Origin of the sequence: Polaromonas sp. DSP2-3-2b2 (assembly GCF_049895905.1) — a bacterium.
Lineage (GTDB): Bacteria > Pseudomonadota > Gammaproteobacteria > Burkholderiales > Burkholderiaceae_C > Polaromonas.
In genome coordinates this window covers 5,001-20,339 of the sequence record NZ_JAFCTH010000006.1, presented here as the reverse complement: position 1 = coordinate 20,339, position 15,339 = coordinate 5,001, and the positions used below count along the sequence as shown (strand labels likewise).

Genomic DNA, 15,339 nt, shown 5'->3' with positions numbered 1-15,339 from the left:
AGATCCGGCGGTGTTGTCTGCGCCAGCGCTGAGCCGGGCGGCTCGGCACTAGCCGCTTCAATGCCTTGTTGTCCGTTGTTTATTTGTCCTTTTTTGGAATCAGGAGAACCCTTTTCATGTACGCCATCCCTCCCAGTCCGCAGATGTTGCGGCTACCCCATTTCTTTGCTCGCTGGTTAGCGGGTTTGTTTGTTGCCGTGTTGCTGGCGCTGACCGGCATGGCGGCGCACGCTGCGGCGCCGGCTGCCGGCGCTTCCATCACCAACCAGGCCTCGGCGAGCTATTCAGACTTATCGGGAGTTTTGCGTACGATTACTTCCAATCCCGTTAGCACTACGGTGACGCAAGTGACCAGCATGACCCTGACGGCCAATGGCGCCCAGACTGCCACTCCAGGCAGCGTGGTCTATTACCCGCATACCCTGACCAACACGGGTAACGGCACGGACACGTTCAACCTGACTCACAGCAATGCTGGCGGTTTCAGCATGATCGGCGTGCAGTTTTTTGCTGACAACGGCAGCGGCACGCCCACCGGCCCGGCCATCACGTCTACCGGCCCCTTGGCTGCGGGCGCTTCGCTCAAGCTGATCGCGGTTGGCACCCTGCCAAATACGGCGACTGCAACGCAGACCAACACGATCACGGTGACGGGAACGAGCACATTCACCCCAGCGGTGACGGCTTTCAATACCGACGTCACCACGGTGACCACCAATGCGGTGGTGACTTTGACCAAGGGCATCAGCGTATCGAACGGCTTGCCAGGAACCCTGCCTACCTACACCCTGACCTACACGAACACGGGTAACAGCACGGCCACCAACGTGGCGATCACCGACGTGATTCCTGCCGGCATGACCTTCCAGGCTGGCACGGCACGCTGGAGCGTGACTGGCACCGCCAACGCAATCGGCTCGGTTGGCACTTCGCCCAACACGCTGGTTTCTTCCATCACCGGCCAGACCTTTGTGGCAACCCTGGCGCAAGTGACGGCAGGCCAGTCGGGCACCATCAGCTTCCAGGTGGTGGTAAATGCGGGTGTGGCACCAGGCGTGCTGAACAATACCGCGACGACTTCGTATAACAACGGCGCTGCGACGGTTAGCGGAACTTCCAATACTGTTCCGTTCACCGTGCTGCAAACCGCAGCCGTGACCTTGGTCGGCCCGACAGCTATAGCCACCGCAAATCCTGGCAGTACGGTCCCCTTCGACAACTTGGTGACCAATAAAGGTACAGGTGTTGATACCTTCAACATCACGCTGGGCGCTACCAACAACTTCCCCGCCGGCACCACCTTCCAATTGTTCAAGACGGACGGCCTGACCCCGCTGGTTGACACCAATGGCGACGGCATCATCGATACCGGCCCGCTGGCTGTTGGCGTACCTTACAAAGTAGTTTTAAAGGCAACACTGCCACCGAATGCCACCGGCACGGGTGCGCCGTTCAACATCACCAAGACTGCAACCTCGGTGTTTAATCCTGCCGTGTTTGCAGATGCCACGGACACGCTCACGACCGTTGCGAATGCCGCAGTCGATTTGACCAACAATGCTGCTATTGGCGGCACCGGTGTGGCTGGTGTGGGTCCAGGACTGGTTGGTGATACGGCAAAGGCCACCAACAGCACAAATCCAGGCACGACAACGACCTTCACGCTCGTGACCAACAATACCGGCCCATCGCCTGACACCTACAACCTGACGGCCAACAATGCGTTTAATTTCACTACTTTGGCCCTGCCTGCAGGCTGGACGGTGACCTTCAAGGCAAGCGTTGGAAATGCCTGTTTAAGCACGGGTGCAAGCATCACCAACACGGGTAACGTACCTGCCGCCGTACTTGGTGTGCCGGGTTCTGTGACGGTTTGCGCCGTGGTGACGGTTCCTGCAGGCTCTGCAGCAGGCACCAGCGACCTGTATTTCCGCGCCCAGTCGCCCACTTCTGGTGTGGTCGATATCATTCGCGATGCCGTGACGGTCAATGCCGTGCGCTCCATCACCATCACACCGAACGGCGCAGGTCAAACCTTCCCGGGCGGCTCGTATGTGTACAGCCACACGCTGACCAACAACGGCAACGTGCTTGAAGGCAACGGTACGGTAAGTGCCCTCGTGCTGGCGACTGCCAACAACCAGTCGGGCTTCACTTCGACGCTTTACTTCGACGCGGGCAATGGTGCTCTGGATGGCGCTGATCCCTTGATCATCGGAAGCCTGAGTGCTGTTCTGCCTGGCGGTCTGGCACCCGGCCAGTCCGTGACCATTTTCGACAAGGTGATTGCACCAAGCGGTGCGGTTCCAGGAACCGTGAATGCAACCACCATCACGGTGACCACCACGAATGGCCCCACCGGCGGCGGCTACACCATCACGGCGCCTGCACCGACAGTGGCTGTGGACAGCACGACGGTGATCGCCGGCAACCTGACCCTGGTCAAGGAGCAAGCTCTGGCTACCAACTGTAGTACTCCAGGAGCCTATGGCACCGGCACCCTGTCGGCCAAGCCCGGCGAATGCGTGTTTTACCGAATCACCGCGACCAACGTGGGTTCTATCGACGCCACTTCCGTTGTCGTGTCTGACTTGACCCCGACCTTCACGACGATCAACACGACTGCCACTGTGAAGATCGGCGCTGCTGCTGCTATTCCCGCAACGATTACTCCAGTAGCAACCGCTACGGGCGCGATCAGTGCGAGTATCGGCACGCTCCTGTCGGCACAGACCGCCGTGCTGACCTTTAGCGTGAAGCTCGACCAGTAATCAAGGTCTGAACTTCTGGCGGAGGAGGGCGAAAGCCCTCCTCCGCTTTTCACAGCCCGCCCTGACAGCGGCCTGCGAAAAGCGCCTGCCCGCAGTTCCACCGGTACGCACAAGCCCACATATGCTTCAACGCCTGCTATTTAAGCTGTTATGGCTTTTTCTGCTGCTGTGGGCGGGAGTTGGGCAAGCTGCGCCCGTGCCTGCTGGCACTGTCATCAGGAACACGGGATCGGGCACTTATGTGGACCTGGTTTCCGGACTGCCGGTGTCGCTGAAATCCAATACGGTCGATACCACCGTCAGCGCGCTCGAAGCCCTGACCCTGACGACTGACCAGACGGCCCTGGTCGCCAGCGGCATGCCGTTCACCCTCAGCCATGTGCTGACGAACACCGGCAATGCCTTGACCGCCTATCGCGTCACCGCCAGTGTTGCGCCGGGCGGCGCTTTCATTCCTGTCAGCGTGCAGGTGGTGCACGATCTCAATGGCAACGGCCAGGCCGATGCGGGCGAGCCCGTCATTCCTGCTGGCGCCCCTGTTTCCCTGGCGCCGGGGGCACGCGCGAATTTGCTGCTAACGGCGCAAGCACCCATCATCAGCGCGCCCGGACAGACTGCGCAGCTGCTCATCGCTGCGGTCAGTCAGTTGCAAGGCGCCACGGCCAAAAACACCGATACGGTCACGCTGACCAGCGGCGCTGCGGTCCAGGTGACGCTGGCGGCCTCCGCTTCAAGCACGCTGCCAAAAAACACGTTCAGCTTCACCACTACGGCATCGAATAACAGCAGTGCGACGGCAGCCCCTGTCAGCGTCAGCTTGAACGGTCAGCCAGCCAGCCTGTTTGTGCTGCGCATCCCCGTTCCGGCCAATGTGACATTTGCTGCGGCCCAAGCTTCGTCAATTTCGGGGGCGCAAACCCTCTACCATGTGTTGGGCGCGCCCGCCAACAGCTACGTGAGCACAGTGCCCGCCGCTGCAGACGTGGATGCCGTGGCATGGGGGCTTGCCAGCCTGCCCCGGGGGGGCAGCTTGCAGGGTGAGTTTTCCATGACCACCAATGCGAACGCGGCTGGCGCGATCAAGGGCATCGCCTATGCAGACTGGATTGAGCAGGCTGCCCCGCTGAGCACGGCCAGCAATACGGTGCTGCTGTCACTGCCCGAGCATCCGGTGGGCATCGGCTTTTTTACCGGATCGACTTTCACCACGCCATCGCTCCAGAACACGGTTGGAAATCCCCTGTTCGTGCAGGCGGATGCTGCGGCCTGCAATACCAATCCAGCCCAGATCAACAGCGTGCCCATCACGCTGGTGAGCCAGCTCACCGGCGATACGGAAACCTATACCGGCGGGGAAACCGGACCCAATACCGGCTTGTTCCGCATCCTGCCCAATGTGCCGACCGCCAATGCGGCTTTGCGGATCGTTGCTTCGGGCAACGGCATCCTGGAGGTGCTGCGTGACGATGTGCTGACCGCCACCACCACCTCCTGTGGCGGCATCTCGGCTTCGGCGACCACCACCTTGCTGATCGACCCCAGCGGTGTGGTGTATGACAGCCGCACCGGCAAACCCGTCGCTGGCGTGACCGTCCAGCTGATTGACGTGGCCGGTACGGGCAATGGCGGCAATCCGGGCGGTCCGGCCACGGCATTTCAGGTTGACCTCTCCGCGGCGCCCAGCCAGGTGGTGACGGGGGCTGACGGTTATTTCATTTTCCCCATCGTCCTCGACAGCACCTACCAACTGCGGATCAGCACGCTGGTGGGTTACACCTTTCCGTCCAGTCTTCCCCCGCTGTCTCAGCTGCCAGGACATCAGATTGATGCGCAAGGCTCATATGGCAATGTCTTCACCGTCAATGCTGCAACTAGACAACTGGTGTATTTCGATGTGCCTGTTGATCCGGGTGCGACCGGTGAGTTGTTCATTCAGAAAACGGCCAACAAGACCACGGCGGAAGTTGGTGACTTTATCGATTATTCGATCAAGTTCAACAACCTCACCGCCGTGGCGCTGCCGGGCACGGTGGTCAACGACAGCCTGCCAGCTGGTTTCGCTTATGTGAAGGGCTCGGCCCGGCTCAATGGCGCACCGCTTGCTGATCCTTTGGGCGGAGCTGGCCCGAATTTGCAGTTTGCTTTGGGCAATGTTGCCGTGAGCGCACAGCCAGTCTTGCGCTACCGCCTGCGTGTTGGCGCTGGCAGCCAGTCCGGCAATGGGGTGAACACGGCGCAGGCGGTCAGCGGCAGCGTGCAGTCCAACAGCTCCAGCGCTCGCGTTCAGGTCATTGGCGGCGTGTTCTCGGAGAAGGCCTACCTGATCGGCAAGGTGTTTGCCGACTGCCGCCAGAACGGTATCCAGGATGCAGGCGAGCCTGGCATTCCCGGCGTGCGCCTCTACCTGGAAGACGGTACCTATTCCGTCACCGATGAAGAAGGCAAGTACAGCCTGTACGGCCTGAGCCCGCGTACCCATGTGGTCAAGATCGACCGCACCACGCTACCGGCGGGCGCCACGCTCGAAGTGCTGAACAACCGCAATGCGCTGGATCCGGCAAGCCGGTTTGTTGACCTGACCAATGGTGAATTGCACAAGGCGGATTTCGCCATCGCCGAATGCACCACCGGCATTCGCGACCAGATCGCGGCGCGCAGCAAGGCGCTGATCGCTCCCAGCGAAATCGTGCAGGCTGCGAGGGTTCTGCTTTCGTCCGCCAACCCTTCAGCGACCGTCGATGGGCGCACCTTGCCGTCCAGCGGGACCCTGGGCCTGCCCGGTGCCTTGCAGGCCAATGACAGCGCAAATTCTGAAAAAAAGCTGCCCGGCATGAACCAGCCCCGCGCCACGGCATTGACCGTTCCTGCTGCCGGTGTGCTGGGTGCAGTCGGTGACTTGGGCGGTTCTTACGCCCCGAATGCGCAGGGCTTGCCCCAGCCGCTTTTCACACCAGGCAAGGCACTGCCCGCCGCCGTGCAAAATCCGGCTGCCACGTCAGTGCCCGATGAATCCAGCCAGGTCATGGAGCCGCTGGAAAACCTCTTGCCCGCGCTGGGGCCGGAAGTGGGTTTCATCAACTTGCGCAATGACCAGGTGTTAACCAGTGACCAGACCAGGATTCGCGTGAAAGGGCCTCTAGGCGGCACTTTTGAACTTGTTGTGAACGACCAGCCAGTGCCCGCCAGCCAGGTCGGCAAGAAGAGCAGCCTGGAAAAAAACGGCATCCTCGCCTGGGAATACATCGGTATCAACCTCAAGCCAGGGCGCAACACCCTGAATGTGCGGGCCTTGGACCCATTCGGAAATCTGCGTGGCCAAGAGCGAATCACCGTGCTGGCGCCCGGTGTGCTCGCAAAAATCCTGATCGACGCGCTGCGACAGCCTGTGGCGGACAGCGCCACGCCGGTGTCTGTCACCCTTCGCTTGCGCGATGCGCAAGACCTGCCTGTTACCGTCCGCACCCAGGTCAGCCTGCAGTCCAGCCTGGGCCAGTGGCAGACGCCTGATCTTGATCCGCACCAGCCCGGTGTCCAGGTGTTCATCGAAGGCGGCGAAGCGCGCTTTTTGCTGCTGCCGCCAGCGCAGCCCGGCAAAGCCGAATTCAAAGCGGCTGCCGGTACCGTCACCAACGTGGCGCAAATCGAATTCCTGCCCAATCTGCGGCCCATGATGGCTGTCGGCCTGATGGAGGGAACCATCAACCTGCGCAACCTGTCGCCCTCGGGCCTGCAGCCGACTCAAAGTGGCGACGTGTTCGAGCGGCAGATCCGCAGCGCCTCGCGCAGCTTTGACAATGGCAAGGGCGACGTGGCTGCGCGCGCCGCGCTGTTCCTGAAGGGCAAGGTGCTGGGCTCCACATTGCTGACCCTGGCCTACGATTCGGACAAAGCGTCGGATACCGCGCTGTTTCGCGACATCCAGCCCAACCAGTTCTATCCGGTGTATGGCGATTCGTCAGCGCGGGGTTTTGATGCCCAGTCCACCGGAAAACTCTATGTCATGGTGCAAAACGGCACCAGCTATGCGCTGCTGGGCGACTACTCCACCCAAAACGACAATCCAGCGCGTCAGTTGACCCAATATGCACGGGCTCTGAACGGCGTCAAGGCGCGCGTCCAGGAAGGCGCCTATACCGTCGAAGGTTTTGCCAGCCGCACATCCACCACGCAGCTGGTCGAAGTGTTCCGCGCCAATGGCACGTCCGGGCCATTCCGGCTGAATGTCAACGGCGTGGTCAACAGCCAGCAGGTAGACATCCTCACGCGCGACCGCAACCAGCCGTCGGTCATTGTCAAGGATGTGGCGCTGGCCGCCTTCAGCGACTATGAATTGGAGCCTTACTCCGGCCAGTTGCTGCTCAAGAGCCCCGTGCCCAGCGTGGACTCCGATCTCAATCCGGTCTTCATCCGGGTGAGCTATTCGGTCGATTCTGGCGGACCGAAACACTCGGTGGCCGGCGTTGATGCCAGGGTTCAACTGGCGCCGAACCTCGCCCTGGGCGCCACGGTCATTCGCGACGCCGACCCGGTCAACCAGCAGAGCCTGGCCGGTGTCAACATGACTGCCCGGCTGGGCGACAAGACAACTGCCACTGCGGAAATCGCCCGCAGCCGTACCGACCTCAAGGGCAGCGGCTCCGGCCGGCGCGTGGAAATCCGCCACGATGACCCGCAACTGCAGGCCCGTGCCTGGGGGGCACGCACGGACGCGGGTTTCTATAACGCCAACAGCCCGCAATCGGCGGGCCAGTCGGAATATGGCGCCAAGGCCGGTATTCCGCTGGATGAAAAAAACCGGCTCGTGGTGGAGGCCCTGAAAACCTCGAACAGCGTCACCGGCGCCGAACAGACCGGTGCAGAAATCAAGCTGGAGCACAGTCTGCCGGGCAACTCCAGGGTTGAAGCCGGCCTGCGTTACAGCCGCGTCAATGCCAATGCGGCGCTGACGGCCTTGCCGCTGCCCGGCACTTCGGTGGCCGTGGTGCCAAGCCCTGCCGCGCTTGCCGCCTCATCCGCGCAGACCGGTTTCACCAGCGCGCGCGTCAAGCTGACGGTGCCCGTGCCCAATGTGCCGCAGGCCGATGTCTTCGCCCTGGCAGAATACGCCATCGACGGGAGCGGTGGGCGCGAGATTGGATTTGGCGGCAACTATGCGGTTAACCCCACGACCAAGCTGTACCTGCGCCACGACTTTATCAACAGCCTGAATGGCCCCTACAACCTCAATCCGTCGGTATCGCAATACACCACGGTGGCCGGTATCAACACCGAGCTTTCGGACAGCACGCAAGTTTTTAATGAATACCGTATGGGCTACAGCCTCAATGGGCGCAACAGCGAAGCTTCGGTCGGCTTGCGCCGCCTCTGGCGCCTGGAGAACGGATTGGGTGTCACCGGCAGCGTGCAGCGCATCAAGCCCCTGGCAGGCGTGGCCAGGGACGACTCCAGCGCCGTGACGCTGGGCGGCGACTACACCGCTGCCGCCGACTGGAAGGGTTCCGGCCAGGTGCAATGGCAAACCTCCACCGCCTCGCGCAGCTGGCTGCTCACCGCCGCCCTGGCCAACAAGCTCGATGCCGACTGGACGGCGCTCAACCGCGCCTTGTACAGCAAACAGACCAACCTGGCGGCAAGCGGCGGAGAACGCAAGCTGGTCACTGCGCAGTCCGGTCTTTCCTACCGGCCTGTTGAAACCGACGTGTGGAATGCGCTGGGCCGCATTCAGTTCAAGCGTGACTTGGACAGCACCCTGGGCGCAGGCTTGAACCGCGACGAATCGTCCTGGCTGGCTTCCACCCATGTGAACATCCAGCCCAGACACCACTGGCAGATGACCGGCCGCTACGCGGCACGGTGGGTCACGGACCGGGCTGGCACCCTTGAAAGCCGCTCCTTCACCCAGCTGGTGGGCGGGCGTTCCACCTGGGACATGACCGAACGTCTGGATATCGGCCTGCAGGCCTACCGCATGTGGGGCAACGGCGCCGCAAAAACCGCTGTCGGTATCGAAGCCGGCTATCTGGTCTGGAAAAACCTGTGGCTTTCGTTCGGCTACAACGCCAGGGGCTTCAGCGCCGCCGATCTGGCCGGTGAAGCCAATACCCAGCGCGGCGCGTACCTGCGGCTGCGGTTCAAGTTTGATGAGAGCCTGTTGGGATATTCAGCGAGCACCCCGGCCACCGGGCCGGTGATCAGCAAACCATGAACGCCATGATTTCTTTCAAGAGGCTTCTCGGGCTTTGTGCCTTGCGCACTCGCCGCCAGTCAGGCATGGCGGCAGTACTGGCCAGGCTGTCCTTGCCTTTACTGGCCCTGCTTTCCCCAGCGGTTGAGGCACAAACCACGTTGACCTACACCGGCGCGCTACAAACCTACACCGTTCCTGTTGGAGCGGGCGGCGTGCAAATCCAGGCTGCCGGGGCAGGCGGTGGTAGCGGCGGAAACGATCTGAACGGCCTGGGCGGGACGGGCGGGGCCGGCGCACGGGCCACGGGTACCTATTACGCTGCGCCCGGCACTGTGCTCAATATTTATGTGGGGCAAGGGGGGCGGTCCGGGAACACCTCGCAGGGAACCTACAACTACACCAATGCTGCCGGAGCAGGCGGGCTCGCCGGTGGTGCCGCAGGATTTGCGGGAGGCGCTGGGGGGCAGCCCGGATCCGGTGGCTATTCAGGCGGCGGCGCCGGCGGTGGCGCCGCCAGTGTGGTGGCCACGGTCGCCAATGTCCCGCTGGTGATCGCGGGCGGCGGCGGCGGCGGGCAAGGCGCTGGATGGAATGTGGCGGGCAGAGCCGGCCTCAACGCCCCGGCCACGCCCATTGGCGCGCTGCCAGGCGCTGCGGGCGCCGCTGGAACAACAAATTTAAACGACGGCGGCGGCGGCGGTGGCGGCGGTGGCGGCTGTCCTAGGGGCGCCGGGGGAGCGGTTCTTCTAGACAACAGCACCTCCAACAACACGCTGCAGGCTGGCGGCGGCAGCTCATGTCGCGACACGTCTCAAGTGACGAGTTTTGTGGTCACCGGGGCAGCGGGCGGTGCGGGTGGCGCTTCCACTTCTACGGCGAGTGTGCCGACCAATGGAAATTCCGGTGGCAACGGTTCCGTCACCATCACCCCGCTCTACCCCACACTGAACCTCGCCAAATCCCAACCCAGTCCGACGCTGGCGGTGGGCGGCAACAGCGTCTACACCCTCACGGTAACTACCACGACCAGCACGCCCGCATACGCTGCACGCGTGCTGGACCAATTGCCCGCCAACCTTTCCTATGTGAGCAGCAGCGGCACCGGCTGGACCTGCACCACTGCGGCCAATGCCGACGGCACCCTGGTAACCTGCAACTTCAGCGGCACCATTGCGGCCAGCGGTGGCACCTCTGCGCTGCAGATTACCGTGCTGCCGACCAGCAACCTGAGCGTGACCAATCGCGCCGTCGTTGACCACGCCGGAGGCACCAATCCACCTGTGCCCGCAACCTGCACGGCAGCCAACACCCCCAGCGCCGGTTGTGCAGCGCCCGTGACCAGTGCAGTGAGCACCACGGTCAGCGGCACGGTGTACGGCGACGCCAACCACAACGCCAGCCTGGACAGCGGTGAGACAGGAACCGGCGAGACCGGCCTTTTTGTCAAGCTGACCCCATCGTCAGGCAGCGCGTGCTCGGGTCCTGCCACGGCGGCAGCAGCCGTTGCGGCAAGCACCGGCGCCTACAGCTTGGCAGGCATTGCGCAAGGCAACTACTGCCTGGTCCTGGATGACAACAGCAACCTGGCCGACATCACCCCTGCTGTTCCTGCAAACTGGATCGGCACACAGAACGCAAGTGGTGTGATCCAGCTCAGCGTCATTGGCGCGCCGCCCTCAGCGCGCAACTTCGGCCTCTTCAACGGCTCCAGGCTCAGCGGCACCGTATTCGCCGACACCGGCATCGGCTCAGGCGGCAGTGCCAATAATGGCGTGAAGGACGGCAGTGAAGCGGGTCTTGCCAGCGTGATCGTCAACGCCAGCGCGACCGGAATGAGCGGCGTCAGTTCCAGTACGGCGGGCGATGGAAGTTACACGCTGTGGCTGCCTTCTTCTGCCAGCGGCACGGTCACCATCGCGCCCGTTGTGCCCGGCGCCTATTTGTCCGCCGGGGGCTTGCCCGGCACCACCAGCACGGCTAGCGGCACCTACAGTCGGCCCAATGTCACCTACACGACTCCCGCTGTGGCTGGCCAAACCTATACCGGGGTGAATTTTGGCCTGGTGCCGCCCAATATCCTGGCACCCCACGGTACCCAAATGGCGCAACCCGGCACGGTCGTGTTTTACGCCCACACTTTCAAGGCCGGTAGCGGCGGACAGGTAACGTTTTCCCTGGCCAATACGGCGACGCCCTCCGGATTGCCCTGGACCCAGGTGCTGTACAAGGATACGAACTGTACCGGTGCGCTCGATACGGCCGCCGTGCAAATCACGGCGTCCCTTACGGTTGTGGCCGATGCAACGCTTTGCCTCATCGTCAAGCAATTTGTGCCGGCTGCTGCGGCGATCGGTGCGGAAAATGCCACGGCGCTCAGCGCCGCGTTCAGTTACACCGGCGCCAGTCCGGCGCTGTCCAGCACACTCACCGCCATGGATGTCACCACCGTCGGCAGGCCCAGCGAGATGACCCTAAGCAAACGGGTCAGCAACGTCACGCAGGGTGGTCTCGCCGGGCTGAACGTCAGCGCCAAACCAGGCGAAACCTTGCAGTACACCTTGGCGGCGCTCAACAATGGCAGCGAGTCCTCGTCGGCCCTGACCATCAACGACGCCACCCCGGCCTTCACCACGTACCTTTCGGCGACCTGCCCGGCCGTCTTACCGGCCAGCTTGACCGCGTGCAGCGTTAGCACGCAACCCGCCTTGGGCGCATCGGGAAATTTGCAGTGGACCTTCACCGGCTCATTGACTCCCAGTGCACAGGTGGAGGTGACGTACAAGGTCCTGATCAATCAATAAGTCTGTCTGGCCAGTACAAACCCGTGGCAGATTTCTCGATGCTTCATCCCAAGTCGCCAGTCAGGGCTGTCTTAAGCCGTATTCAATTGCTATGAATTAGAGAGCTGATTCCGCCCGACTGCAATGGACTTCAGGCCAAAAGATGTGAGATCTTCTGAAATTTCTTTCTTGCTGGTGTTACAGCATCTCATCCGGAGCCAGCGGCCCGAACAGCTTGAGCAACAGCTTCAGCGTCAGGCTGGCGTCGGGCTCGGTCGTCGAATCCTTCAGCCCCGAGCCCTGCGGCGCGCGCCACACCAGTTCCCTGTCGACCAGTTCCACGCGGTAAGCACCGCCGGCCAGCGCCGGCTCGATCATGCGCGTGGTCTCCTGCGACAGCGTGCGGTTGCGAATGACGATGGCGACCTCGCTGTTTTGCAGTTTCGAGCGCAGGTCCAGGTTCATCGAACCCACCACCAGCAGGCGGCCGTCCATCACCACCACCTTGGCATGCAGGCTGGCGCGCGAGCTGCCGATGGAATTCCCCTTCGAGCCCACACCCGATCCGAAGCTCATGACGTTGCCTTGCTGCTCGGCACGCATTTCATAAAGCTCAACGCCCATGGCCAGCAGCGCTTCACGGTAGCGGGCGTAGCCGACATGCGCGGCGGGCGCGTCGTTGGAGGCCAGCGAGTTGGTCAGCACCCGAACGCGCACGCCGCGTTGCCGGATGTCGGCAAACTGCGCCATCATGCGTTCACCCGGCACAAAGTAGGGCGAGACGATGAGCAGGTCGGTTTTGGCCTGCGACATGAGCTGCAGCAGGCCATCGACCGCCGTTTCCTGCGCTTCTGCCACTTCATCGGCATTGGCGGCAATCTTCGAGGGCTGGTCAACCAGCATCACCGACGGCGCCCAGGTCCAGGTCAACAGGCTCAGGTCGGTCGAGTCGGGCAGGGCGTTGGGGGCATCGGCCTCTGCGAAAAGGGTTTTGGCCAGCGTTACCACGGCTGCGTCACCCGCCGGCTGCTGGGTGCTGGAGGTTGCGTCCGGGCTGGCTGTTGCTGGGTTTGGCTTGAGCGCGTCGATTTCCTCCTCGCTCATCAGCGACTGCACCGGATAGGCCAGCAGGTTGTTCCAGTACTGGTCAAAGCTGCGCGACAGGTCGCGCGCGATGCGGCCCGCTGCCAGCACATCGATGTCAACGAAGTTGGTGCCTTCGCTCTGGCCGAAATAGGTCTCGCCCAGGTTGCGCCCGCCAGTGATGGCGACTGCATTGTCGGCAACAAAAATCTTGTTGTGCATGCGCCGCTGCATGCGCGCCACGTCCTTGAGGTTGCTCACGATGCGCAGCACCATGGACCCGCGTCCGCCGGGCAGGGGATTGAACAGCCGCAGTTCAATATTCTTTTCAAACGCCAGCTTTAGCACCTGCGCGTTCTTGCCCGAGGTGTTGAAGTCGTCGAGCAGGATGCGGATGCGAACGCCACGACCGGCCGCTTCGCGCAGGGCCTTGAACATGTGCTCAGTCGTTTCATCGGCAAAGATCGCGTAGTACTGGATGTCCAGCGTTTTTTGCGCCGCCTTGATCAACGTCATGCGGCTGGTAAAGGCCAGTTCGGCATTACCGACGAGCGCGAAGCCGGAGTCGTTGCGCGTGCCGGCTTGGGCGGCGCGTGCCTGCACCAGCTGGCCTAGCCGGGTTTGCATTGGGTTGGCCAGCGCCGTTGACACCGGGCGGTCCACCTGGCTTGGCAGCGCAGCGCATCCGGCCATCCAGACGCTGAAAAATACCAGGCCCAGCCATTGAGGAATGCCGCCAGGCCGGCGTGCCTGCAAGAGGGAAAAAAGGCTGGGGCCAACCGCGACTGTAGTTTGCATGATGCTGGCTACTCTAGCGTAAGGCCGCGCTTTTCAAGCCCTCCGCAAGGCGCGTTTTGGCCTCTACTTTTTGTAGGTGGCGAGCCTGAGATCAGGGTATGCCGCAGCGGTGTGGCACCACCGCCTGCACAAAGAGCAAAAGGCGGGAAGCCACGTTAAAAAGTGCTCAGGACGACAGCGCTTCCCAGCGTTGCAGGGCGTCCATGAGTTCTTCCTCGATTTTGCTGTTGCGCGCCGTGAGTTCGGCCGCCCGCTTGGCATTGCTGGTGTAAAGCGTGCCGTCGTAGAGTTCCTGCCCAATCGCCTTTTGCTGCGATTCGAGTTGCTGGATCAGCGCCGGCAAGCCGTCGAGTTCACGCTGCTCCTTGTAGCTCAGTTTCTTTTTTGATAGCTGCTCGCGCTCGTCCTTATTAGGCTCGGCACTGTTTTTGTCCTTGTTTTTGGCACTGGAAGCGGCGGTTGTAGTTTTATTGCTGCCGGTGATTTGCGCCGCGCGCTTCGATTGGGTGATCCAGTCGGTCACGCCGCCTTCATATTCGCGCCAGAAGCCGGGGTTCTCGCGCGTGCCTTCGTAGGCGATGGTGCTGGTCACGACATTGTCCAGGAAACGGCGGTCATGGCTGACCAGGAAAACCGTGCCTTCGTAGTTTTGCAGCAGGTCTTCGAGCAGTTCCAAGGTGTCGATGTCCAGGTCGTTGGTCGGCTCGTCGAGCACCAGCACGTTGGCAGGCCGCGCAAATAGGCGCGCCAGCAGCAGCCGGTTGCGTTCGCCGCCGCTCAAACTGCGAACGGGGGAGCGGGCGCGCTCGGGGCTGAACAAAAAGTCGGTCAAATAGCTCTTGACGTGCTTTTTCTGGCCGTTGATCTCGACCCATTCGCTCCCTGGGCTGATGAAGTCTTCGAGCGTGGCGTCCAGGTCCAGTGCGTCGCGCATCTGGTCAAAGTAGGCCACCTGCAGATTCGCACCCTGGCGGATCTTGCCGGGCGGGGTGGTCACATCGGGCAGCAGTTCCCCCAGGATAAGCTTGAGCAGCGTGGTCTTGCCCGCGCCGTTCGGACCGAGCAGGCCGACCTTGTCGCCGCGCAGCAGCGTGCCGCTGAATTTGTTGACGATGATCTTTTCAGCGCCCGGATGGCCAAAGCTTTTTGACACATCGGTAAGTTCGGCCACGATCTTGCCACTTTTGTCGCCGCTGGAAACGTCCAGGTTGACGCGGCCGACCGCTTCGCGTCGCGCTGAGCGGTTTTCACGCAGCGCGTCAAGCCGCACGATGCGGGCGGTACTGCGCGTGCGGCGTGCCTCGACGCCTTTGCGAATCCACACTTCCTCTTGCGCCAGCAGCTTGTCCGCCTTGGCGAAGATGACGGCTTCCTGCGCCATCTGGTCTTCCTTCTGGATCAGGTACTGGGCAAAATTGCCTGGGTAGCTGCGCAACTTGCCGCGATCGAGTTCAACGATGACGTTCGCCACCTGATCCAGAAAGGCCCGGTCATGGGTGATGGTGATGATGCTGCCATTGAAATTGACCAGCAGTTCCTCCAGCCAGGCGATCGAATCGAGGTCCAGGTGATTGGTTGGCTCGTCGAGTAGCAGCACATCAGGCTTGGCCACCAGTGCCTGGGCCAGCGCCACACGCTTCTTGGTGCCGCCCGAGAGCGAACCGACAATGGCGTCCTTGTCCAGGTGCAGGCGGTGCAGCGTTTCCTCCACGCGCTGTTC

General features: G+C 62.2%; 5 protein-coding genes (1 of these 5 cut by a window edge). 3 read left to right on the top strand and 2 right to left on the bottom strand.

From position 1 onward, the window contains the following. Positions 1 to 116 precede the first annotated feature (116 nt). From ACP7AD_RS07020 to ACP7AD_RS07010, 3 genes are all read left to right on the top strand, one after another. A complete protein-coding gene (locus ACP7AD_RS07020) occupies positions 117 to 2,771 on the top strand; it encodes a beta strand repeat-containing protein (protein ID WP_426147834.1) in 2,655 nt (884 codons plus the stop codon). A gap of 196 nt (positions 2,772 to 2,967) precedes the next feature. Further along, positions 2,968 to 8,976 (top strand): SdrD B-like domain-containing protein, encoded by a 6,009-nt coding sequence (locus tag ACP7AD_RS07015; RefSeq protein ID WP_426147833.1) that lies wholly within the window; start codon positions 2,968 to 2,970, stop codon positions 8,974 to 8,976. Between the two features lie 92 nt (positions 8,977 to 9,068). Next, positions 9,069 to 11,759 carry a hypothetical protein gene (locus ACP7AD_RS07010; protein WP_426147832.1) on the top strand — a complete coding sequence of 897 codons (2,691 nt, stop codon included), beginning with the start codon at positions 9,069 to 9,071 and terminating at the stop codon, positions 11,757 to 11,759. A 177-nt stretch (positions 11,760 to 11,936) separates the two neighbouring features. On the opposite strand, the gene ACP7AD_RS07005 is transcribed toward ACP7AD_RS07010, so the two are convergent. Together ACP7AD_RS07005 and ACP7AD_RS07000 are read right to left on the bottom strand one after the other, a co-directional pair. Then, the gene (locus ACP7AD_RS07005) at positions 11,937 to 13,619 is read right to left on the bottom strand and encodes a phospholipase D-like domain-containing protein (protein WP_426147831.1); all 1,683 of its coding nucleotides are present in this window, start codon (positions 13,617 to 13,619) and stop codon (positions 11,937 to 11,939) included. Positions 13,620 to 13,785: 166 nt separating this feature from the next. After that, a protein-coding gene (locus ACP7AD_RS07000; protein ID WP_426147830.1) for an ATP-binding cassette domain-containing protein crosses the window boundary here: on the bottom strand, positions 13,786 to 15,339 show its 3' portion. Its footprint extends 375 nt past the window's final position; only the last 1,554 of its 1,929 coding nucleotides appear in the window; its start codon lies beyond the right edge, outside the window; the stop codon is at positions 13,786 to 13,788.